This is a genomic window from Cellulomonas sp. NPDC058312 (genome assembly GCF_042880135.1).
GTDB lineage: Bacteria > Actinomycetota > Actinomycetes > Actinomycetales > Cellulomonadaceae > Cellulomonas.
In genome coordinates, this window is sequence record NZ_JBHVZE010000001.1 from 790652 (window position 1) to 810849 (window position 20198).

At 74.9% G+C, this 20198-nt stretch carries 18 protein-coding genes and 1 pseudogene; 15 read left to right on the forward strand and 4 right to left on the reverse strand.

Going from position 1 to position 20198, the window contains the following annotated elements:
- Window positions 1-56 precede the first annotated feature (56 nt).
- A pseudogene (locus tag ACFVXN_RS03560) lies at window positions 57-818 on the reverse strand (peptidoglycan DD-metalloendopeptidase family protein); the annotation flags it as partial.
- Window positions 819-1042: 224 nt separating this feature from the next.
- On the opposite strand from ACFVXN_RS03560, the gene rpsB reads away from it, so the two are divergent.
- The 13 genes from rpsB to ACFVXN_RS03625 all read left to right on the forward strand — a co-directional run bounded on the left by rpsB (window position 1043) and on the right by ACFVXN_RS03625 (window position 14206).
- Window positions 1043-1966 (forward strand): 30S ribosomal protein S2, encoded by a 924-nt coding sequence (gene rpsB, locus ACFVXN_RS03565; RefSeq protein ID WP_389227337.1) that lies wholly within the window; start codon window positions 1043-1045, stop codon window positions 1964-1966.
- Window positions 1967-2012: 46 nt separating this feature from the next.
- Window positions 2013-2852: a translation elongation factor Ts gene (gene tsf, locus ACFVXN_RS03570; RefSeq protein ID WP_389227341.1), complete on the forward strand. Its 840-nt coding sequence runs from the start codon at window positions 2013-2015 to the stop codon at window positions 2850-2852.
- A gap of 94 nt (window positions 2853-2946) precedes the next feature.
- Window positions 2947-3669, forward strand: coding sequence for a UMP kinase (gene pyrH / locus ACFVXN_RS03575; RefSeq protein ID WP_389227343.1), 723 nt, complete (start codon window positions 2947-2949; stop codon window positions 3667-3669).
- Between the two features lie 40 nt (window positions 3670-3709).
- Window positions 3710-4267, forward strand: coding sequence for a ribosome recycling factor (gene frr, locus ACFVXN_RS03580; protein ID WP_389227346.1), 558 nt, complete (start codon window positions 3710-3712; stop codon window positions 4265-4267).
- On the forward strand, window positions 4267-5121 hold the full coding sequence (locus ACFVXN_RS03585; protein WP_389227349.1) for a phosphatidate cytidylyltransferase: 855 nt from the start codon (window positions 4267-4269) through the stop codon (window positions 5119-5121). Before frr ends, ACFVXN_RS03585 begins: the two co-directional genes overlap by 1 nt.
- A gap of 55 nt (window positions 5122-5176) precedes the next feature.
- Complete coding sequence (rlmN, locus tag ACFVXN_RS03590) at window positions 5177-6304, forward strand: 23S rRNA (adenine(2503)-C(2))-methyltransferase RlmN (protein ID WP_389227352.1); 1128 nt, start codon at window positions 5177-5179, stop codon at window positions 6302-6304.
- Window positions 6301-6858 (forward strand): DivIVA domain-containing protein, encoded by a 558-nt coding sequence (locus tag ACFVXN_RS03595; protein ID WP_389227355.1) that lies wholly within the window; start codon window positions 6301-6303, stop codon window positions 6856-6858. Before rlmN ends, ACFVXN_RS03595 begins: the two co-directional genes overlap by 4 nt.
- 25 nt (window positions 6859-6883) lie before the next feature.
- Window positions 6884-8068: a 1-deoxy-D-xylulose-5-phosphate reductoisomerase gene (gene dxr / locus ACFVXN_RS03600; protein ID WP_389227357.1), complete on the forward strand. Its 1185-nt coding sequence runs from the start codon at window positions 6884-6886 to the stop codon at window positions 8066-8068.
- Window positions 8069-8329: 261 nt separating this feature from the next.
- Window positions 8330-9676, forward strand: a complete 1347-nt coding sequence (locus tag ACFVXN_RS03605; protein WP_389227359.1) for a GGDEF domain-containing protein — start codon at window positions 8330-8332, stop codon at window positions 9674-9676.
- Window positions 9677-9719: 43 nt separating this feature from the next.
- Window positions 9720-11036 carry a M50 family metallopeptidase gene (locus ACFVXN_RS03610; protein ID WP_389227361.1) on the forward strand — a complete coding sequence of 439 codons (1317 nt, stop codon included), beginning with the start codon at window positions 9720-9722 and terminating at the stop codon, window positions 11034-11036.
- 36 nt (window positions 11037-11072) lie between these two features.
- Window positions 11073-12236, forward strand: coding sequence for a flavodoxin-dependent (E)-4-hydroxy-3-methylbut-2-enyl-diphosphate synthase (gene ispG / locus ACFVXN_RS03615; protein ID WP_389227363.1), 1164 nt, complete (start codon window positions 11073-11075; stop codon window positions 12234-12236).
- Between the two features lie 6 nt (window positions 12237-12242).
- Window positions 12243-13148 (forward strand): DUF4081 domain-containing protein, encoded by a 906-nt coding sequence (locus ACFVXN_RS03620; protein WP_389227365.1) that lies wholly within the window; start codon window positions 12243-12245, stop codon window positions 13146-13148.
- 98 nt (window positions 13149-13246) lie between these two features.
- On the forward strand, window positions 13247-14206 hold the full coding sequence (locus tag ACFVXN_RS03625) for a GGDEF domain-containing protein (RefSeq protein ID WP_389227368.1): 960 nt from the start codon (window positions 13247-13249) through the stop codon (window positions 14204-14206).
- A gap of 1 nt (window position 14207) precedes the next feature.
- Here ACFVXN_RS03625 and ACFVXN_RS03630 read toward each other — a convergent pair whose 3' ends face one another.
- Both ACFVXN_RS03630 and ACFVXN_RS03635 read right to left on the reverse strand, forming a co-directional pair.
- Window positions 14208-15371 carry an LCP family protein gene (locus ACFVXN_RS03630; protein ID WP_389227371.1) on the reverse strand — a complete coding sequence of 388 codons (1164 nt, stop codon included), beginning with the start codon at window positions 15369-15371 and terminating at the stop codon, window positions 14208-14210.
- 94 nt (window positions 15372-15465) lie between these two features.
- Window positions 15466-16359: an Fpg/Nei family DNA glycosylase gene (locus tag ACFVXN_RS03635; RefSeq protein ID WP_389227374.1), complete on the reverse strand. Its 894-nt coding sequence runs from the start codon at window positions 16357-16359 to the stop codon at window positions 15466-15468.
- A gap of 84 nt (window positions 16360-16443) precedes the next feature.
- On the opposite strand from ACFVXN_RS03635, the gene ACFVXN_RS03640 reads away from it, so the two are divergent.
- Window positions 16444-18255 (forward strand): proline--tRNA ligase, encoded by a 1812-nt coding sequence (locus ACFVXN_RS03640; RefSeq protein WP_389227377.1) that lies wholly within the window; start codon window positions 16444-16446, stop codon window positions 18253-18255.
- Window positions 18256-18325: 70 nt separating this feature from the next.
- Here ACFVXN_RS03640 and ACFVXN_RS03645 read toward each other — a convergent pair whose 3' ends face one another.
- Window positions 18326-19387: a DUF4439 domain-containing protein gene (locus ACFVXN_RS03645; RefSeq protein ID WP_389227380.1), complete on the reverse strand. Its 1062-nt coding sequence runs from the start codon at window positions 19385-19387 to the stop codon at window positions 18326-18328.
- A gap of 217 nt (window positions 19388-19604) precedes the next feature.
- Between ACFVXN_RS03645 and rimP the strand changes: the two genes are divergently transcribed.
- Window positions 19605-20198 carry a ribosome maturation factor RimP gene (gene rimP, locus ACFVXN_RS03650; protein WP_389227383.1) on the forward strand — a complete coding sequence of 198 codons (594 nt, stop codon included), beginning with the start codon at window positions 19605-19607 and terminating at the stop codon, window positions 20196-20198.

Sequence of the window (20198 nt, forward strand, 5' to 3'; positions counted from 1 at the left end):
GCCCGGGACAGCAGCACCACCGGCCCGCCGCGCAGCAGCAGCCCCGGGTCGAGGTAGACCTCGCCGTCCCGCACGCCCCAGTGCAGGCACGACCCGGGGTCGCAGTGCGTCCGGGCCCCCGCGACGACCCCGACCGGGTGCCCGGCCCCGACCCGGTCGCCCACGGAGACGCTCGGGTCGACGGGTTCCAGGGAGCTGCGCAGCCCGTCGTCGTGCCGGACGGTCAGGACCGGGCGGTCCACGACGACCCCGGCGAACGTCACGGTGCCGGCGCGCGGGGCGAGGACCACCGAACCGGCGGGCGCGTCGAGGTCGAGCCCTCGGTGGCCCGCGAGCCAGGGCTGCGCCGGCCCGTCGAACGGCTGGACGACGTGCTCCGGCTGGACCGGCGCGGTCCAGGGGTCGGTCGAGGCGGCGGCGGGCAGGAGAGGAGGGGTGCCGCGCGCGCCGGGGGCCGGCCTGGCGAGCGCGGGCGCGAGGACGACAGCCAGCACGGCGATGATCACGGCGGCGACCACCCGGGGAGTCCGGGGTGCGCCGTCCGTGCCGGACGTCGGGTGCGCGAGGCGCGTGCGGTGCGGTGCCATGCGGCGAGCGTGCCGTGCGCCGGGTCCGCGCAGCGCGTCGCCGCGGGCGCGGCTGGGGACGACGCGCGGGGGAGCGGCCTGGGGAGGGCTCGGTGCCCGCTCGTGGTGCGGTGCCGGTCGAGGGGGCGAGGCGGGTCGTGCGACGTGCCCGTGGTCACGTGCGGGACGTGTCCGGGGGCTCGCGCCGGTCCGGTAGACTCCTTCCTGCGACCGGTGCGTGCCGGTCGACATCGCGCGTCACCACCGAGGTGGTCGCCCGTGGTCCTCTGCGAGGGCCGGGGCGCCGTCGAGGGCCGACGTCGGCAGCGGTCCGGGTTCGTCCCGGCGTCGACGTGGGCGTGGCGCCAGGGGTGCCGCCCGTCCCGGGAGGCGCCGACAACCGGACGAGCGGACCTGCCCCGGCGGGTCCGTGAACATGCGCGCGCCCCTCGCGGGGCGCGTCGGAAGGACGTGCCATGGCCGTCGTGACCATGCGCCAGCTGCTCGAGAGCGGTGTCCACTTCGGGCACCAGACCCGCCGCTGGAACCCCAAGATGAAGCGCTTCATCTTCACCGAGCGCAACGGCATCTACATCGTCGACCTCCAGCAGTCGCTGTCGTACATCGACCGCGCCTACGAGTTCGTCAAGGAGACCGTCGCCCACGGCGGCACCATCCTCTTCGTCGGCACCAAGAAGCAGGCGCAGGAGCCCGTCGCCGAGCAGGCCGCCCGCGTCGGCATGCCGTACGTGAACCAGCGCTGGCTCGGTGGCATGCTCACCAACTTCCAGACGGTGAACAAGCGCCTGCAGCGCCTCAAGGAGCTCGAGCTCATCGACTTCGACGACGTCGCGGGCAGCGCCTTCACGAAGAAGGAGCTCCTCATCATGCGTCGCGAGAAGGACAAGCTCGCGAAGACGCTCGGTGGCATCCGGGACATGACCCGCACGCCGTCCGCCGTGTGGATCGTGGACACCAACAAGGAGCACCTGGCCGTCGACGAGGCGCGCAAGCTCGGCATCCCGATCGTCGCGATCCTCGACACCAACTGCGACCCCGACGTCGTGGACTACCCGATCCCGGGCAACGACGACGCGATCCGCGCCGTGCAGCTGCTGACCCGCGTGATCGCGGACGCCGCCGCCGAGGGCACGATGAAGCGTCACTCCGCCCGTCAGGGTGGCGGCGCCGAGGCCGCTCCGGCCGACGCCGAGCCGCTGGCCGAGTGGGAGCGCGAGCTCCTGGCCGGTGCCGAGGAGTCGGTGGCCGCCGAGGCCCCCGCCGCGACCGAGGCCCCCGCCGCCGAGGCCCCCGCCGCGACCGAGGCCCCGGCCGAGGCCGAGGCGCCCGCCGCTGCCGCCGAGACCGCCGCGACCGAGGGCGACGCCGAGTCCAAGTGACCCGGTCCGCCACTCCCACGCACTGACGAGAAGGACGGAAGCACAGATGGCAAACCTGGCTGACATCAAGGCGCTGCGCGAGAAGACCGGCGCCGGCATGCTCGACGTCAAGAAGGCCCTGGAGGAGGCGGGTGGCGACGCCGACAAGGCGCTCGAGATCATCCGCGTCAAGGGCCTGAAGGGCGTCTCCAAGCGCGAGGGCCGCTCGGCCTCCGACGGCCTCGTGGCCGCCGAGGTCGTCACCACCGCCGACGGCACCGACGAGGTCGGCGTCATCGTCGAGGTGAACTCGGAGACGGACTTCGTCGCGAAGAACACCACCTTCATCACGCTGTCGGAGAAGGTCCTCGCGACCGCCGTCGCCAGCGGTGCCCGGGACGCCGACGCGCTGCTCGCGGCCGACGTCGACGGCAAGTCCCTGCAGGAGGTCGTCGACGAGACCGCCGCCGTGCTGGGCGAGAAGGTCGTCGTCCGCCGCGTGGCCCGCGTCGCCGGCGAGAAGGTCTCGGTCTACCTGCACAAGGTGAACAAGGACCTCCCCCCGCAGGTCGGCGTGCTCGTCGCGACCGACGCCAAGGGTGCCGAGGTGGCCCGGGACATCGCGACGCACATCGCCGCGTTCTCCCCGTCCTACCTGACGCGCGACGAGGTCCCGGCCGAGACGGTGGAGAACGAGCGCCGCATCGCCGAGGAGACCGCCCGCAACGAGGGCAAGCCCGAGGCCGCCCTGACGAAGATCGTCGAGGGTCGTCTGACCGGCTACTTCAAGGACGTCGTCCTGCTGGACCAGCCGTTCGCGAAGGACTCGAAGAAGTCCGTCGCGCAGGTGCTCGCCGAGGTCGGCGGCACCGTGACCGGCTTCGTGCGGTTCCGCGTCGGCGCCTGACGACGCACCACCCGGTGGCCCCGGCCCGCGAGGGCCGGGGCCACCGGCGCGAGATCGTCTCGCACCATCCCCGCCGACGACCTGGAGGTTCCCCGTGACCGACGAGACCCATGCCCGCCGGGTGCTGCTGAAGCTCTCGGGCGAGGCGTTCGGCGGCGGCTCGATCGGCCTGGACCCGCACGTGGTCCGGCGGGTCGCGGCCGAGATCAGCGCGGCGGTCGCCGACGGCGTCCAGGTCGCGATCGTCTGCGGCGGCGGCAACTTCTTCCGGGGTGCCGAGCTCGCGCAGAACGGCCTGGACCGGGCGCGTGCCGACTACATGGGCATGCTCGGCACGGTCATGAACTGCCTGGCGCTGCAGGACTTCCTGGAGCAGGCCGGCGTGGACACGCGCGTGCAGACCGCCATCACCATGGGTCAGGTCGCCGAGCCGTACATCCCGCTGCGCGCCATCCGGCACATGGAGAAGGGCCGCGTCGTCATCTTCGGCGCCGGCGCCGGCATGCCGTACTTCTCGACCGACACCGTCTGCGTGCAGCGCGCCCTCGAGACGCACTGCGACGAGGTGCTCATGGGCAAGAACGGGGTGGACGGCGTCTACTCCGCGGACCCGCGCACCGACCCGACGGCGGTCAAGCTCGACCACCTGACCTACACCGAGGCGATCGTCCAGGAGCTCGGGGTCATGGACTCCACGGCCCTGTCGATGTGCCGCGACAACGGCGTGCGGATGCGCGTCTTCGGGCTCGAGGAGCCCGGCAACGTCACCCGCGTCCTCCGGGGTGAGAAGATCGGCACGCTGGTCACCGAGGACTGACGAGCCAGACGCCAGCACCCAGCAACGCTAAGGAGCAACCGTGATCGACGAGATCCTCCTCGAGGCCGAGGAGAAGATGGACAAGGCCGTCGAGGTCGCCAAGGAGGACTTCGCCGCCATCCGCACCGGTCGTGCGAACGCGGCGATGTTCAACAAGATCACGGTCGACTACTACGGCAGCCCGACGCCGCTGCAGCAGCTGGCGTCGTTCAACGTGACCGAGGCGCGCACCATCCTCATCACGCCGTTCGACAAGTCGGCCATGCAGGGCATCGAGAAGGCGCTGCGCGACTCCGACCTGGGCGTGAACCCGACGAACGACGGCAACGTCATCCGGGTGAGCCTGCCCGCGCTCACCACGGAGCGCCGCAAGGAGTTCGTGAAGCTCGCCAAGAACAAGGCGGAGGACTCGCGCGTCTCCCTGCGCAACATCCGTCGTCGGGCCAAGGACGAGCTCGACCGCCTGGTCAAGGACGGCGAGGCCGGCGAGGACGAGGTCACGCGCGCCGAGAAGGAGCTCGAGGCCCTGACGAAGCGGCACGTCGAGCTGGTCGACGCGCTGCTCTCCTCCAAGGAGAACGAGCTGCTCGAGGTCTGATGTCGTCCCACCCCGCCGTCGCCCCGGCGCCCGGCACCTCGCGTGCCGGGCGCGACCTCCCCGTCGCCGTCGCCGTCGGCGTCGCCCTGCTGATCGCCGTCGCGGCGTCCCTGTTCCTGCGCAAGGAGCTGTTCGGGGTCGTGGCGGTCGTCGCCGTCGGCGCCGGGCTCTGGGAGCTCGCGAACGCCTTCGCCCGTCGCGGCGTCGGGATCCCGGTCGCGCCCCTGATCGTCGGTGACGTCGGGATCCTGGTCTCCGCGTACGTCGCGGGCATGGAGGCGCTGTTCGTCGCGTTCGTGCTCACCGTGGGCGGCATCGTCGTCTGGCGGGTGCTGGACGGGAGCGGGCCGCGTGCGGTGCGCGACGCCACCGCGGGGGTGTTCGCCGCGGCGTACCTGCCGCTGATGGCCGGCTTCGTGATGCTGCTGCTCGCGGAGGAGGACGGCGCCCTGCGCGTCGCCCTGTTCATCCTGCTCTGCGTCGCGAACGACACCGGCGGCTACGTGGTGGGCGTCCTGATCGGGCGGCACCCGCTGGCGCCGTCCGTCAGCCCGAAGAAGACCTGGGAGGGTCTGCTCGGCTCGGTCGTCCTGGCGTGCGTGATCGGCGTCCTCGGGATCCACTTCATGTTCGACGGGGACCCCGCCCTCGGTGCGCTGCTGGGTGTCGCGACGGTCGCCGTCGCCACGCTGGGCGACCTGGGGGAGTCGATGATCAAGCGGGACCTCGAGCTGAAGGACATGGGCACGCTCCTGCCCGGCCACGGTGGCGTGCTCGACCGGATCGACTCGATGCTGCTCGCCGCCCCCGTCGTGTTCCTGCTGCTGCACACGCTCCAGCCCGTCGTCTCCTGACGGCCACCGCGCACCACCCGCACCCATCCGCACGAACCACCCCGAGGAGGACCGCGTGAGCGCCACGCCCGTCGCACTCAACCTGTCGGCCCCCACCCGGGGAGCCCGCGGCAAGCCGCCGAAGCACTTCGTGGACCTCACCCCCGAGGAGCGCGTCGAGGCCGTCACCGCGCTCGGCGAGAAGCCGCTGCGCGCCAAGCAGCTGGCGACGCACTACTTCAGCCACCTGACCGCGGACCCGGCGGCGATGACCGACCTGCCCGCGGCGAGCCGCGACAAGCTCGTCGAGGCGCTGTTCCCCGAGCTGCTGACCGCCGCCCGGACGATGCAGGCGGACGGCGGCACCACCGTCAAGACGCTGTGGCACCTGTTCGACGGCGCCAAGGTCGAGTCGGTGCTCATGCGGTACGCGCACCGCTCGACGCTGTGCGTGTCCAGCCAGGCCGGCTGCGGGATGGCCTGCCCGTTCTGCGCGACCGGCCAGCTCGGCCTGACGCGCAACCTGTCGACGGCCGAGGTCGTCGAGCAGGTGCGCAGCGCGGCGGCGTCCCTCGCGGCGGGGGAGATCCCCGGCGGCGAGACCCGGCTGTCGAACGTCGTGTTCATGGGCATGGGCGAACCGCTCGCGAACTACAAGACCGTGATGGAGACGGTGCGGCGCATGGTCGCGCCCGTGCCGGAGGGCTTCGGGATGTCGGCCCGCAACATCACGGTGTCGACCGTCGGCCTGGTGCCCGCGATGCGCAAGCTCGCCAAGGAGGGCATCCCCGTCACCCTGGCGCTGTCGCTGCACGCGCCCGACGACGAGCTGCGCAACGAGCTCGTGCCGATCAACACCCGGTGGAGCGTCAAGGAGACGATCGACGCCGCCTACGAGTACTTCCAGGCGACCGGGCGCCGGGTGTCCATCGAGTACGCGCTCATGCGGGACATCAACGACCAGGCATGGCGCGCCGACCTGCTCGGCACGGAGCTCAACCGCCGGGGCCGCGGCTGGGTGCACTGCAACCCCATCCCGCTGAACCCGACGCCCGGCTCGAAGTGGACCGCGAGCGATCCCGCGGTCGAGGCCGAGTTCGTGGCACGCTTGCGCGCACACGGGATCCCGACCACCGTCCGCGACACCCGTGGCAGCGACATCGACGGTGCATGCGGCCAGCTGGCCGCGGAGGAGGACGCATGAGCGGCGGGGCCATGTTCCGGCGGGTGACCGGGGTGCGGACGGGCTACCACCCCGAGGAGGTCGACGACTTCTTCACGCACGCGCGGACCGTGTACGAGCAGGGCCCCGCCGGCGCGCTGTCGAGCAAGGACGTGCGCACCGTCGCGTTCGACCTGGTCCGGCACGGCTACTCGACGACCGCCGTGGACGCGGCGCTCGACCGGCTCGAGGCCGCGTTCGTCGCGCGCGCCCGTGCCGACTTCATCGCCGAGCGCGGGCGGCAGGCCTGGCTCGAGCACCTCGCCGAGCAGGCCCGCACCCTGTACGGCCGGCTGACCCGCGCCGACGGCGAGCGGTTCGACGCGCCGAAGGGTCGGCAGGCCGGGTACCTCGCCTCCGACGTGGACGCGCTGTGCCACCGGCTCGTCGCGTACTTCGACTCGAACGCGCCGCTGGCCGCGCAGGACGTGCGCTCGGCGGTGTTCGCGCGGAAGAAGGGCTCGGGCGCGTACGCCGAGGCGCCCGTGGACGCGTTCCTCGAGCGCGCCGTGGACGTGCTGCTCGCCGCCGAGTAGCGCACCGTCCGGCAGGATGGGGCGGATGAGCCCCCGTACCGTCGTCCTGCTCGGCTCCACCGGATCGATCGGCACCCAGGCCGTCGACGTGATCTCGCGGAACCCCGAGCGGTTCCAGGTCACCGGCCTCAGCGCCGGCGGAGCCGACCCCGCGGCCCTCGCGCGGCAGGCGGTGGCGCTCGGCGCGCAGACCGTCGCGGTCGCCGACCCGGACGCCGCAGGCACCGTGTTCGCCGAGCTGGTCCGCGCCTCCGCCGACGCGGGGCTGCGGCAGATGGGCGTCGAGGTGCTGACCGGGCCCGACGCCGCCGCGCAGCTCGCCGCCCGGGGCGCGGACGTGGTGCTCAACGGCATCACCGGGTCGGTCGGTCTGGGCCCGACGCTCGCCGCCCTCGGCGCGGGCAGCACGCTGGCGCTGGCCAACAAGGAGTCCCTGGTCGCCGGCGGGCCCCTGGTGCGCGCCGCGGTCCAGCGCCCGGGCCAGGTCGTGCCGGTCGACTCCGAGCACTCCGCCCTCGCGCAGGCGCTGCGCGGCGGCACCCGCGGGGAGGTGCGTCGGCTCGTGCTGACCGCGTCGGGCGGGCCGTTCCGGGGCCGGACCCGTGCCGAGCTCGCCGACGTCACGCCGGAGCAGGCGCTCGCGCACCCGACCTGGTCGATGGGCCCCGTGGTCACGGTGAACTCCGCGACGATGGTGAACAAGGGCCTGGAGCTGATCGAGGCGCACCTGCTGTTCGACGTGCCGGTCGCGGACATCGAGGTCGTCGTGCACCCGCAGTCCGTCGTGCACTCGATGGTCGAGTTCGCCGACGGGTCGACGATCGCCCAGGCCTCGCCGCCGGACATGCGGCTGCCGATCGCGCTCGGGCTGTCCTGGCCCGAGCGGCTGCCCGACGCGGTCACTGCGTGCGACTGGACGCGGGCGACGTCGTGGACGTTCGAGCCGCTCGACGAGGACGTGTTCGGGGCGGTCGCGCTCGCGCGGGCCGCGGTCGCCGCTTCGCCGACGCACCCCGCGGTCTACAACGCCGCCAACGAGGAGGCGGTCGCGGCGTTCCTCGACGGCCGACTCGGGTTCCTGGACGTCATCGCGACGGTCGAGGCGGTGCTCGCCGAGCACGACGGCGGCCCGGTGCGGGACCTCGCCGACGTGCACGCGGCCGAGGACCGCGCGCGGGCCCGGGCCCGGGAGCTCGTCGCGGCGCGCTGACCGTCCGGCACGCCGGCCCCGGCGCAGACCCGGTGCCGGCGCAGACCCGGTGCCGACGCCGAGACAGGTCCGGCGCGCCGAGAAAGGGCGGTGGGGCGTCCTTCCTCGGCGCGGAGGTCCTGTCTCGGCGGGCGGTCCGGCGGGCGGACGGGCGCGCGGGCCGGTGGGCGGGCCAGCGGGTGATCCCGGGCTCCCACCCTGCCGACGGCGCCCGCGCGGCGGTAGCGTGCGTGCACCAGCCGACCCGAGAGCGCCTCGCCCATGACCGCCTCGCCCACGCCCGCCCCGCCGAGCACCGCCACGCCCGGCACCGCCACGCCCGGCACCGCCACGCCCGGCACCGCACCCGCCCCGCCGCACCGCGAGCTGCCCCTGGCCCGCCGGTCCGGGGACCCGACCACCGGCCTGATCCGGCGGGTGCTGCTGGCGTGCCTGGGGCTGGGTGCCGTCGCCGTGGTCGCGGTCCTGGTCCTGCGGTGGGACGACGCGCTGCTGCGGGGTGTCTCGCCGTTCCTGCTCGCGGTGGTGCTGCTGTTCGGGTGGCTGGTGCTGCGCCGGCCCGAGGCGACCGTCGTGGTGTCGCGGCTGGTGCTCGCGGGGCTCGACACGCTGTGGCTCGCGGTGATGGCCGCACGCCTGCTGAGCAGCGCGGACGGGTGGGCCGCGCTGTTCCCGACGACGTTCATGGGGTTCGCCCTGTTCGTCGTGATCGGCTACCTCGTCTACCCGACGCGGTTCGCCGTGCTGCACGCCGGGGCCCTGGTCGCGCTCGCCGTGGTGGCCGGGCTGGTCGGCCTGCTGCGGGGGCCCCGGACGGCCGCGACCGGTGACCACGTCGTCGACCTGCTGCGCTACGCGGTGTACCTCGCGGTGCTCGCGGCGATGGTCTGGGTGCTGTCCCGGACCAAAGAGCACGCGGCTCGGGCGTTCCTGGTCGCGGAGGTCGCCAGCGCGGAGGCCGCGTCGATGCGGGAGATCGCGTCGCGCGACCCGCTGACCGGCGCGGCGAACCGTCGTCGGCTGGAGGACGAGATCGCGTACCAGGCGCGGGTCGTGGGCTCGGGGCTGCCGGTGGCGCTGGTGTTCCTCGACCTCGACCGGTTCAAGGCCGTCAACGACCTGCACGGCCACGCCGTCGGGGACCGGGTGCTGGTGGCCGTCGCGCGGGCCCTGGAGGGGCAGGTGCGCTCGGGCGACCTGGTGGCGCGCCTCGGCGGCGAGGAGTTCCTGGTCGTCGCCCCGGGCATGGCGGTGGCGGACGGTGCCGTGCTGGCCGAGCGGCTGCGCGCCGCGGTGCCGGTCACGGTCCGGCGCGAGGTGCCCGTCGACGTGACCGCGAGCCTCGGCGTCACCGCCCTGCGCCCGGGGGAGGACCCGCGCGCGGCGATCGCCCGCGTCGACGCGCTGATGTACCGGGCCAAGCGCGCCGGGCGGGACCGCGTCGAGGTCGAGCCCGACGAACCCGGGCACGCGGGCCGCGCCGATCACGCGGGCCCCGCCGATCACGCGGATCACCCGGATCACGCGGGCCACGCGGCCGACGTCCAGCCGGCGTCCAGCCGGACGGGGCAGGATGGGGGGTCGGCCGCACCCGGGTCGGCCCGCTGAACCACGGTCCCCGCGCCGTGCACCACCTTCCGAACGGAGCGTCATGGCGTACGTGATCGGCGTCGTCGTCCTCGTCCTGGGCATCCTCGCGTCCATCGCCCTGCACGAGGTCGGCCACATGGTCCCCGCGAAGCGGTTCGGCGTGCGGGTGAGCCAGTACTTCGTCGGGTTCGGCCCGACGCTGTGGTCGCGCACCCGCGGGGAGACCGAGTACGGCGTCAAGGCGATCCCGCTGGGCGGCTACGTGCGGCTGATCGGCATGTACCCGACGCCCGAGGCCGTCGGGAACCCGCCGGTGCGCGGGTTCTTCAGCCGGATGGCCGCCGACGCCCGTGAGGCGAGCGCGGAGGAGATCCGGCCGGGGGAGGACCACCGGGCGTTCTACCGGCTGTCCACCCCGAAGAAGCTCGTCGTCATGCTCGGCGGCCCGGTGATGAACCTGGTGATCGCCGTCGTGCTGCTCGCGGTGGTCTACGTCGGCATCGGCACGCTCGGGTCCAGCACCACGCTGTCCGCGGTCAGCCAGTGCGTCCTGCCCGCGTCGTCCACCGCCACGGAGTGCACCGACGCCGACCCCGCGGCCCCCGGTGCCGAGGCCGGCCTGCGACCCGGAGACACCGTCGTCGCCTACGACGGCGCCCCGGTGGAGTCCTGGGAGCAGCTCAGCGGCATGATCCGCGGCACGGGCGCCGAGGCGGTCCCGGTGGTCGTGGAGCGCGACGGAGAGCGGGTGGAGCTCACCGTGACGCCGGTGGTCGCCGAGCGACCGGTCGTCGGCGACGACGGCGCCGTGGTCCTCGACGACGCGGGCGACCCGGTGACCTCCGAGGTCGGGTTCCTCGGGATCAGCCCCGGGACCGAGCTGCAGCGCCAGCCCGTGTCCGAGGTGGTCACCGTGACCGCCGACGCGCTCTGGCAGACCGGCAAGGCCGTCGTCACCCTGCCGACCAACCTGGTCGGCGTCGCGCAGAGCGCCTTCGGCGGCGCCGAGCGGGACTCCAGCAGCGTCCTCGGCCCGGTGGGCGTCGTCCGGCTCGCCGGCGAGGTCGCGTCCGCGGACGTGGCCGGGCTCGGCGTCGCCGAGCGGGTCGCGTCGATGCTCTCGATCCTCGCGTCGCTCAACATCGCCCTGTTCGTCTTCAACCTGATCCCGCTGGTGCCGCTCGACGGCGGCCACGTCGCCGCGGCGCTCTGGGAGGGGCTGAAGCGGCAGGTCGCGCGCCTGCGCCGGCTGCCCCGCCCGCGGCCCGCGGACGCCGCCCGGCTGCAGCCGCTGGCGCTCGCGGTGTTCGTCGTGCTCGGCGGGATGGGCCTGCTCCTCGCGTACGCGGACGTCGTCGCGCCGGTGTCGCTGGGTTGACGGGCCGCGGCCCCGGCGCGGTGCGATGATGACCCGGTGAGCATCCCGATCAGCCTCGGCATGCCGGAGGCGCCCGCACCCGTGCTGGCCCCCCGGCGTCCGACCCGCAAGATCCGCGTCGGCACCGTCGAGGTCGGCGGTGACGCCCCGGTCAGCGTGCAGTCGATGACCACGACGCCGACCACCGACGTCAACGCGACGCTGCAGCAGATCGCCGAGCTGACCGCCGCGGGCTGCGACATCGTGCGGGTCGCCGTCCCGACCCAGGACGACGCCGACGCGCTGCCCGCCATCGCCCGCAAGTCGCAGATCCCGGTGATCGCGGACATCCACTTCCAGCCGCGGTACGTGTTCGCCGCGATCGACGCCGGCTGCGCGGCCGTCCGGGTCAACCCGGGCAACATCCGCAAGTTCGACGACCAGGTCGGCGAGATCGCCCGCGCCGCGCAGGCCGCGGGGGTGTCGCTGCGGATCGGCGTGAACGCCGGGTCGCTCGACCCCCGCCTGCTCGAGAAGTACGGCAAGGCGACCCCGGAGGCGCTCGTCGAGTCCGCGGTGTGGGAGGCGTCCCTGTTCGAGGAGCACGACTTCCACGACTTCAAGATCTCCGTGAAGCACAACGACCCGGTCGTCATGGTGCGCGCCTACGAGCTGCTGTCCGAGCGCGGCGACTGGCCGCTGCACCTCGGGGTCACCGAGGCGGGCCCGGCGTTCCAGGGCACGATCAAGTCCGCGACCGCGTTCGGCGCGCTGCTGAGCAAGGGGATCGGCGACACGATCCGCGTCTCCCTGTCCGCGCCGCCGGTCGAGGAGGTCAAGGTCGGGATCCAGATCCTGCAGTCGCTCAACCTGCGCCCCCGCAAGCTGGAGATCGTGTCCTGCCCCTCCTGCGGCCGGGCCCAGGTCGACGTGTACTCCCTGGCTGAGCGGGTCACCGCGGGCCTGGAGGGGCTGGAGGTGCCGCTGCGCGTCGCGGTGATGGGCTGCGTCGTCAACGGCCCCGGCGAGGCGCGGGAGGCCGACCTCGGCGTGGCCTCCGGCAACGGCAAGGGGCAGATCTTCGTGCGCGGGCAGGTCGTGCGCACGGTGCCGGAGCACGCGATCGTGGAGACGCTGATCGACGAGGCGATGAAGCTGGCGGACGAGATGGCGGCCGCCGAACCCGGCGCCGTCGGCGGCCCCGTGGTGACGGTCGGCTGACGCGCCGTGCGTGGGCTGTGGGAGGGCCCGGCCTCCGGTGACGTCCGCGTCGGCCCCGGTGCGGGCCGGGTGCTCGGCGAGCAGGACCTGGCGCGCGCGCTCGCGGTCTGCGGCCGCGACCCGGTGGCGGCGGTGCTGGCCACGGCCCGACTCGAGCAGGCGACGCTCGCGGGGCTCCGGCGCGTCGGCGGGCAGCTCTGGGGCTACGAGGTGGACGGCACCCTCGCCGCTATCTGCTGGGCGGGCGCGAACGTCGTCCCCGTGGTGCCCGACCCGACCGTCCGCGCGGACGCGCTCGACGCGTTCGCCGCGCTCGGGCGCGCGCAGGGCCGGCGGTGTTCGTCGCTGGTCGGCGACGCCGCGGTGGTGCTCGGGCTCTGGGATCGGCTGCAGCCGGCGTGGGGGTCGGTCCGAGAGGTGCGCGCCGACCAGCCGTCGATGGTCATCGACGGCGACCCCCGCGTGCCGGCCGACCCGGCGGTACGCCGGTCCACCCCCGACGAGTACGACCTCGTGCTGCCCGCGTGCGTGCGGATGTTCACCGAGGAGGTCGGGTACTCGCCGGTCGGCGGCACGGGCGGGGCGTACGAGTCCCGGGTGCGGTCGCTGATCCGGGACGGCCGGTCGTTCGTCCGGCTGGAGCCCGGCGCGTCCGGCCCGCAGGTGGTGTTCAAGGCGGAGATCGGCGCGGTCGCGGGCGGGGTCGCGCAGGTGCAGGGCGTGTGGGTCGAGCCCTCGCGCCGTGGCGAGCGGCTGTCGGAGTCGGGCATGGCCGCCGTCGTCGCGGCCGCCCGCCGCGATCTGGCACCCACGGTGTCGCTGTACGCGAACCACTACAACGAGCGCGCGCTCGCGGCCTACCGCGCCGTGGGCTTCCGCCAGGTCGGGACGTACGCGACGGTGCTGTTCTGAGGCCGGGCGCGGTGAGCGCTCGGTCACGATGCCCCGTTCACCCCGTTTCACCCGATTCAGCGGTCCAGTCACGGGCACCGCTTTCCGATGGGGGAGGCATGCGCGGCGGCCAGGAGGGACCAGGGGAGGACCCCGAGGTCTCGGCGCGCGACCACCTCGTGATCGGGCTGCTGGTGATGGCGGTGGTCACGGCGCTGGGCGGGGTGTGGCCCGCCGACCCGTACTCGCCCACGCAGTGGTGGCTCGTGGTGTCGGCCGTCGACGTCGTGCTCTGCTCGGTGCTCCTCGCGCTGCCGGTGCACCAGCGCAGCACGCAGGCCGTGCTGATCGCGGGCATCGTCGTCTCGGCCGTGCTGGTCACGACGTGCCGCACCGCGCAGGGGGTCGTGGTGTTCGCGCTCGGGTTCGTCGTCGCGGGCCAGTTCGCGGCCTACGCGCTGGAACGACGGCGGGCCGCCGTGGTCGCCGGGGTGGTGGTGGCTGCGATCGCCCTGTCCGCGACGTTCGCCCCCGCGCCGGTGCACCCGGTCATCGTGGTCGTGTCCAGCGCGATGGCGCTGCTGTCGTCGTGGCTGATGGCGCACCAGTCGGGCCGGTTGCGGCAGCAGGCCCGGACCGACCACCTGACGGGGGCGCTGAACCGGGGTGCCTTCTACGACCGCGTGGTCGACGTCGTCCCGCGCGCCCTGCGGACCGGGGCGCCGCTGAGCGTGGTCGCGTTCGACGTCGACGACTTCAAGGTCGTGAACGACCGGTACGGCCACCTCGGCGCCGACGACCTGCTGGCGGAGCTCACCGCGGCGTGGCGCGCGGCGCTCCCGCCGGCGGCGTTCCTCGGGCGGGTCGGTGGCGACGAGTTCATCGTGGTGCTGCCGGGGCGCGACGAGGACGCGGCCCGCCGGTGGGCGGCAGGCGCGGCACCCCACGTGGCGCTCTCGACCAGCGCGGGGGTCGCCTCGCTCGGTCCCGCCGACTCGGTGCGCAGCCTGCTCGACCGCGCCGACGCGGACCTGTTCGTCGCGAAGGACGCCCGCCGCACGGTCGCCGGGAACGTCTGACCTACGGCGTCGCGGAGGCGGTGCCGGTCGCCGTGCCCGTCGCGGTGGGGTCCGGCGCGTCCGTCAGCGGCTGGTCCGCGGCGAGCCGGGCCCAGATCTCGTCGGCCTCGTCGGTCCACTCGACCCGGTACTTGTCCGACGCGGCGGGGACGGTCGGCACCGTGACGGGCGCCAGGCTCGCCGGGTCCACGTCGCGCAGCGTCAGCGCGAGGCCGGCGAGCGAGCGCACGTCGGCCAGGCCGGAGCTGATGGACAGCGAGCGGGTGACGCTGGTCAGCAGCGGCAGCAGGCTGCCGGCGTCGGACAGCACGTCGGTGCCCTGGACCTCGGCGGCCAGCGCGTCGACCAGCTGCTGCTGGCGCTCGATCCGGGACAGGTCCGAGCCGGTCTCCAGCCCGTTGCCGGTGCCGGTCCGCGCACGCAGGAACGCGAGCGCGGTGGTGCCGTCGAACACCTGCGGGCCCGCGGGCACGTGCAGGTTGGCCTTGGGGGAGTCCATCGCCTCGGGCAGGTCCATCGGCACGCCACCGAGCGCGTCGATGACGTCCCGGACGCCGTCCATCTTCACGACGATGCTCTCGTCGGTCCGCAGACCCGTGTTCTCCTCGAGCGTGAGCCGGGTGCACGCGGCCGCGGCGGCGAGGTTCCCGGTGTCCCCGGCGCCGACGGTGAACGCCTCGTTGAACATCACGGAGCTGCGCGGCTCGGTCGTGGTCCCGTCCTCGAGCGTGCAGGACGGCATGCGCACCAGGGAGTCGCGGGGGACCGAGACCAGGTCGACCCGGCTGCGGTCCGCGGACAGGTGCACGAGCACGGTGGTGTCGGACCGCATGCCGTCCGTCTCGCCCGCGAGGGCGGCGTTCTCGCCGTCGCGGGAGTCGGTGCCCATCACCAGGATGTTCAGCGCCCGCCCGGCGTACCCGTCGACGGGGTCGGCCTCGGGCTCGGGTGCGCGGTCGTCGCCGAGGAAGGCGTCCACGTCGGCCTTCTCGATGCCGCCGGTCACCTGCGCGTACATCGCGGCCGCACCGGACGTGCCGCCCAGCGCGAGCACCGCGGCCGTCAGGGCCGCGGTCCGGGCGACGCGGCGGCGCGTGCGCGGCGGTCGGGCGTGGCGCACCTGCCGGGTGACGGCGCGGCGGTGCCGGGTGATCGCAGAGGCCATCCTCCGAGGCTAGGGACCGGGGCGGTGCCGTCGCGCGGCGGCGGGGTGCAGCCTCCGGTCCGATCCTGTGCGCGTGCGGTGAAGGGTCCCGGGGTCAGCGCAGCAGCCGCGACATCCGCCGGTCGGCGAGCGGCGTCCCGCCGGTCTGGCAGGTCGGGCAGTACTGCAGCGACGAGTCCGCGAACGAGACCTCGTGCACGGTGTCCCCGCACGGCACGCCGTCCCAGCCGGGGCACGGCTCGCCGGTGCGGCCGTGCACCCGCATCCCGCGCCGCTTGGCGTCCTTGAGCTCTGCCGCCGGGCGGCCCGCGGCGGTCGCGACGGCCTCGCGCAGCACCCCGACGGTCGCGGCGTGCAGCCGGGCGACCCTGTCGGCGTCGAACGACCGGGTCAGCGCGAACGGGCTGGTGCGCGCGACCAGCAGGATCTCGTCGGAGTAGGCGTTGCCGATGCCCGCGATCGTGCCCTGGTCCCGCAGCAGCCCCTTGACCTGCTGGTTGCGGGCGGCCATCAGCTCGCCGAGCCGCTCGGGCGTGAACTCCGGGGACAGCGGCTCGACGCCCAGCGTCGCGACCGGCGGGACCTGCGCCGGGTCCGCGACCACGTGCACCGCCAGCCGCTTGCGGGTGCCGGCCTCGGTCAGGTCGAACCCCGACCCGTCGTCGAGCCGGACGCGCAGCGCGAGGGGCGACCGCCCGGGGCGCACGGGGTTCGTCGACAGCTCCTCGGACCAGCGGAGCCAGCCGGCCCGGGCGAGGTGGAACACCAGGTGCAGCGCGTCCCCGCCCGACGCGGGCCGCACGCCCAGGTCGAGCCACTTGCCGTGCCGGTCGGCGGACACGACCTCGCCGCCGACCAGGTCGTCCGGGCCGGGTCGGAACGTCTTCAGCGCGCTGATCGCGCCGACCTCGACCCCGGTGACGGTGCGTCCCACCGTGCGACCGCGCAGGAACACGACCAGCGACTCGACCTCGGGCAGCTCGGGCATGCCCTCATGGTGGCGCAGACCCCGGCCGCGCGGCACCCCGGCGCGCGGCACCCCGGGGGCGGTGCGCGCACTAGGCTGCGGGGCATGCTGCTACGCCTGTCCACGCTGTTCGTCCGCACCCTGCGCGAGGACCCGGCCGACGCGGAGGTGGCCAGCCACCGGCTGCTCGTCCGCGCCGGGTACATCCGCCGCGCCGCCCCCGGCATCTACACCTGGCTCCCGCTGGGTCTGCGGGTGCTGGGCAAGGTCGAGCAGGTCGTGCGCGAGGAGATGGCCGCCGCGGGCGCCCAGGAGGTGCACTTCCCTGCGCTGCTGCCCCGCGAGCCGTACGAGGCCACGGGCCGCTGGACGGAGTACGGGCCGAACCTGTTCCGGCTGCAGGACCGTCGCGAGAACGACTACCTGCTCGCCCCCACGCACGAGGAGATGTTCACGCTCCTGGTCAAGGACCTGTACTCCTCGTACAAGGACCTGCCGCTGACGCTGTTCCAGGTGCAGACCAAGTACCGCGACGAGGCCCGCCCGCGCGCGGGGCTGATCCGCGGGCGCGAGTTCATCATGAAGGACGCGTACTCGTTCGACCTCGACGACGAGGGCCTGGAGGCGTCCTACCAGGCGCAGCGCGCCGCGTACCAGCGGATCTTCGAGCGCCTCGGCCTCGAGTACGTCATCGTCGCGGCCACGTCCGGCGCGATGGGCGGGTCGCGGTCCGAGGAGTTCCTCAACCCGACGGCGATCGGCGAGGACACCTTCGTGCGCTCGCCCGGCGGCTACGCGGCGAACGTCGAGGCCGTCACCACCGTCGTGCCCGACGCGCTGCCCTACGACGACGCCCCGGCGGCGCACGTCGAGGACACCCCCGACACCCCGACGATCGACGCGCTCGTCGCGGTCGCCAACGAGCGGTTCGCCCGCGCCGACCGGCCGTGGACCGGTGCCGACACGCTGAAGAACGTCGTGCTCGCGCTCGCGCACCCGACGGGGGAGCGCGAGCTCCTGGTCGTCGGGCTGCCCGGGGACCGCGAGGTCGACCTCAAGCGCCTGGAGGCCGCCGTGGCCCCCGCCGAGGTCGAGCCCGCCGTCGAGGCCGACTTCGCCGCGCACCCCGAGCTGGTCAAGGGCTACATCGGCCCCGGCGTGCTCGGCCCTAACCCGCAGGGCCTGGCCCTCGGCGAGGAGGGGCGCACCGCGGTGCGGTACCTGCTCGACCCGCGCGTCGTGGCCGGCACCCGGTGGATCACCGGCGCGGACCAGCACGGCAGGCACGTGTTCGACCTCGTGGCCGGCCGCGACTTCACCGCGGACGGCACCGTCGAGGCCGCCGAGGTGCGGGCCGGCGACGAGGCACCCGACGGCTCCGGCCCGCTGGAGCTCGCACGCGGCATCGAGATCGGCCACATCTTCCAGCTGGGCCGCAAGTACGCCCAGGCGCTCGGCCTGACGGTCCTCGACCAGAACGGCAAGGCCCGGGTCGTCACGATGGGCTCGTACGGCATCGGCGTGACCCGGGTGCTCGCGGCGCTCGCGGAGGCGAACAACGACGACAAGGGCCTCGCCTGGCCCGCCGGGGTCGCGCCGGCCCACGTGCACGTCGTCGCCACCGGCAAGGACGCGGCCGTGTTCGAGGCCGCCGAGTCGATCGCCCGCACGCTCGACTCCCGCGGCGTCGAGGTGCTCTACGACGACCGCCCGAAGGTCTCGCCCGGCGTGAAGTTCGCGGACGCGGAGCTGCTGGGCGTGCCGCTGGTCGTGGTCGTGGGCCGCGGGCTCGCGGACGGCGTCGTCGAGGTGCGCCCGCGCGTGGCGGTCGAGGGCGGGCCGCAGGCCGAGCAGGTGCCGGTCGCGGACGTCGCGGACCGCGTCGCCGAGCTGGTGGACGACCTGCTCGCCCGCTGAGCGACACGGGTCCGCGGCCGACACCGGTCGCGGACCCGGGCCCGGGCGGGTGCTGCTCGGCGCCCTCGGGTCAGGGGACCGCGGGCAGGCCCGGCAGCGCGGCCGGTGCGGCGCCCCAGCCCAGGGCCGCCACCGCCGACGTCCGCAGGCCGTCGACGACCGCGGTGCGGTCCGTCGTGCCGGCCGCGGACTCCAGCACCGCGTCGGCGTGCACCGCGGCCAGGTCGACCAGCAGCGCGGCGCAGGCCGCCCGGACGCCCTCGGGCGTCGTCAGGTCCCCCTCGACGGCGTAGCTCACCCGGCGGGGGTCGTCGGCGGTCCCGGCGACTCCGGCGGCCGCGGCCCAGGCGGACGCCGCGGCACGGTGCTGCGCGCCGGCGGTGCGGGCCCGGTCCCGGTCGTCGTCGGACAGCCGTGCGGCCGCGACCTCGAACCCCTGGCCCGCCTGGTCCTCCGCGAGCACGAGCGCGACGAGGGTCGCCCTGCCCAGGTCGGTCCCCGCGGCGTCGGGGTCGGGGCCGGGCGACGCGGTGGGCGAGGAGGACGGCGACGGGCTCGCGGCGGCCGCGCCCGGGTCGGCGGCCGCGGCGGGGTCGGCGTCGACCGCCGGCGCCTCGACGCCGAGCGCCGCGGCGAGCAGGTCGACGAGCTGCGCGCGGGACGCGGCGACGGACGCCAGCAGCCGGGCGAGGCCGGGGTCGGTGGCCGTGCGCGCGTCCGTGCGGGCGGCGGACGCGGCCTCGCCGAGCAGGGCCAGCACCTCGGCGGGCGTCGCCGGCGTTGCCGTGGCCGTCGCGGTGGGGGTGGGGGTCGCGGCGGGCAGCCCGGAGTCGTAGACCCCGCCGAGCGCCGCCTCCTGCGTCGCCGCGGTGGTGCCGACGAGCGCCAGCACCCCGGCGACGGGCTCCGCGGCGCCCTGCGCCGCGCCCGCGGCGGCGAGCCGCAGCTCCGTGGCGTCCGTCACGGCCGTCCGGCGCGCCTGCTCGACCGCGTCGGGCACCGGCTCGCCCGGGGGCGGCGTCTCCCACCGCGCCCCGCAGCCGGTGAGCAGCAGGGCCGTCCCCGCGGCGAGCGCACCGGCGAGGGCGCGGGTGGCGAGCGGGTGGCGGTGGCGGTGGCGGGTCGTGGGCATCGGGGGCGATCCTCCCACGCCGGGGCCCGCGCACGGGCGCAGCGGCACCCCGCGGCGGCCGGGCGTCGCCGGAGTCAGTACGCTGGTCGCAGCACGCGGTCACCGCCGCGCGCCGTTCCACGAGCAGGACCCGACAACCACACAGCGTCGACGTCCCCCGGGGCGGCGTGCGCCCGGCGACGGCCGCACCCACCGAGGACCGACACAGGAGGCCAACATGCCCGCGCCCACCAGCGCGCAGCGCATCCGGGAGACCATCGAGCCGGTGGTGACCGCCGCCGGCCTGTGGCTGGAGGACGTCGAGCTCGCGCGCGACGGCAGCAGCCACGTGGTGCGCGTCGTGGTCGACGCCCCGGAGGACGCCGAGGAGTCGGTGGACCTGGACGGCGTCGCCGAGGTGTCCCGGACGGTGTCCGACGCCCTCGACACCCTGGACGGGCTGCCGGACCGCTACACGCTCGAGGTGTCGAGCCGCGGTGCCACCGCGCCGCTGACCGCGCGCCGCCACTACACCCGCGCGCTCGGCCGCCTCGTCACGCTGACGCTGGCCGACGGCGGCACGCTGGCCGGCCGGCTGGTCGACGTGCAGGCGGACGCACCCGGCGACGACGCCGTGGTGGTCGTGCCGGTGACACCGGGACTCAAGGGCCGTCCGGCGAAGACCGGGGACCCGGTGCGGGTGCTGCTCGCGCAGGTGCGCGACGGCCGCGTCGAGGTCGAGCTCGTGAAGGACAAGGACGACAAGAAGAAGCCGGGCGACGCCGACGAGCGCGCCGGTGCCCCGGACGGGCCGCAGGGCCAGGAGGACTGA

Excerpts from the sequence above, each read along its gene's own strand:
- rpsB (WP_389227337.1), top strand. The coding sequence starts at position 1,043 with ATGGCCGTCGTGACCATGCGCCAGCTGCTCGAGAGCGGTGTCCACTTC.
- tsf (WP_389227341.1), top strand. The coding sequence starts at position 2,013 with ATGGCAAACCTGGCTGACATCAAGGCGCTGCGCGAGAAGACCGGCGCC.
- ACFVXN_RS03585 (WP_389227349.1), top strand. The coding sequence starts at position 4,267 with ATGTCGTCCCACCCCGCCGTCGCCCCGGCGCCCGGCACCTCGCGTGCC.
- ACFVXN_RS03595 (WP_389227355.1), top strand. The coding sequence starts at position 6,301 with ATGAGCGGCGGGGCCATGTTCCGGCGGGTGACCGGGGTGCGGACGGGC.
- dxr (WP_389227357.1), top strand. The coding sequence starts at position 6,884 with ATGAGCCCCCGTACCGTCGTCCTGCTCGGCTCCACCGGATCGATCGGC.
- ACFVXN_RS03605 (WP_389227359.1), top strand. The coding sequence starts at position 8,330 with ATGACCGCCTCGCCCACGCCCGCCCCGCCGAGCACCGCCACGCCCGGC.
- ACFVXN_RS03610 (WP_389227361.1), top strand. The coding sequence starts at position 9,720 with ATGGCGTACGTGATCGGCGTCGTCGTCCTCGTCCTGGGCATCCTCGCG.
- ACFVXN_RS03625 (WP_389227368.1), top strand. The coding sequence starts at position 13,247 with ATGCGCGGCGGCCAGGAGGGACCAGGGGAGGACCCCGAGGTCTCGGCG.
- ACFVXN_RS03630 (WP_389227371.1), bottom strand. The coding sequence starts at position 15,371 with ATGGCCTCTGCGATCACCCGGCACCGCCGCGCCGTCACCCGGCAGGTG.
- ACFVXN_RS03635 (WP_389227374.1), bottom strand. The coding sequence starts at position 16,359 with ATGCCCGAGCTGCCCGAGGTCGAGTCGCTGGTCGTGTTCCTGCGCGGT.
- ACFVXN_RS03640 (WP_389227377.1), top strand. The coding sequence starts at position 16,444 with ATGCTGCTACGCCTGTCCACGCTGTTCGTCCGCACCCTGCGCGAGGAC.
- ACFVXN_RS03645 (WP_389227380.1), bottom strand. The coding sequence starts at position 19,387 with ATGCCCACGACCCGCCACCGCCACCGCCACCCGCTCGCCACCCGCGCC.
- rimP (WP_389227383.1), top strand. The coding sequence starts at position 19,605 with ATGCCCGCGCCCACCAGCGCGCAGCGCATCCGGGAGACCATCGAGCCG.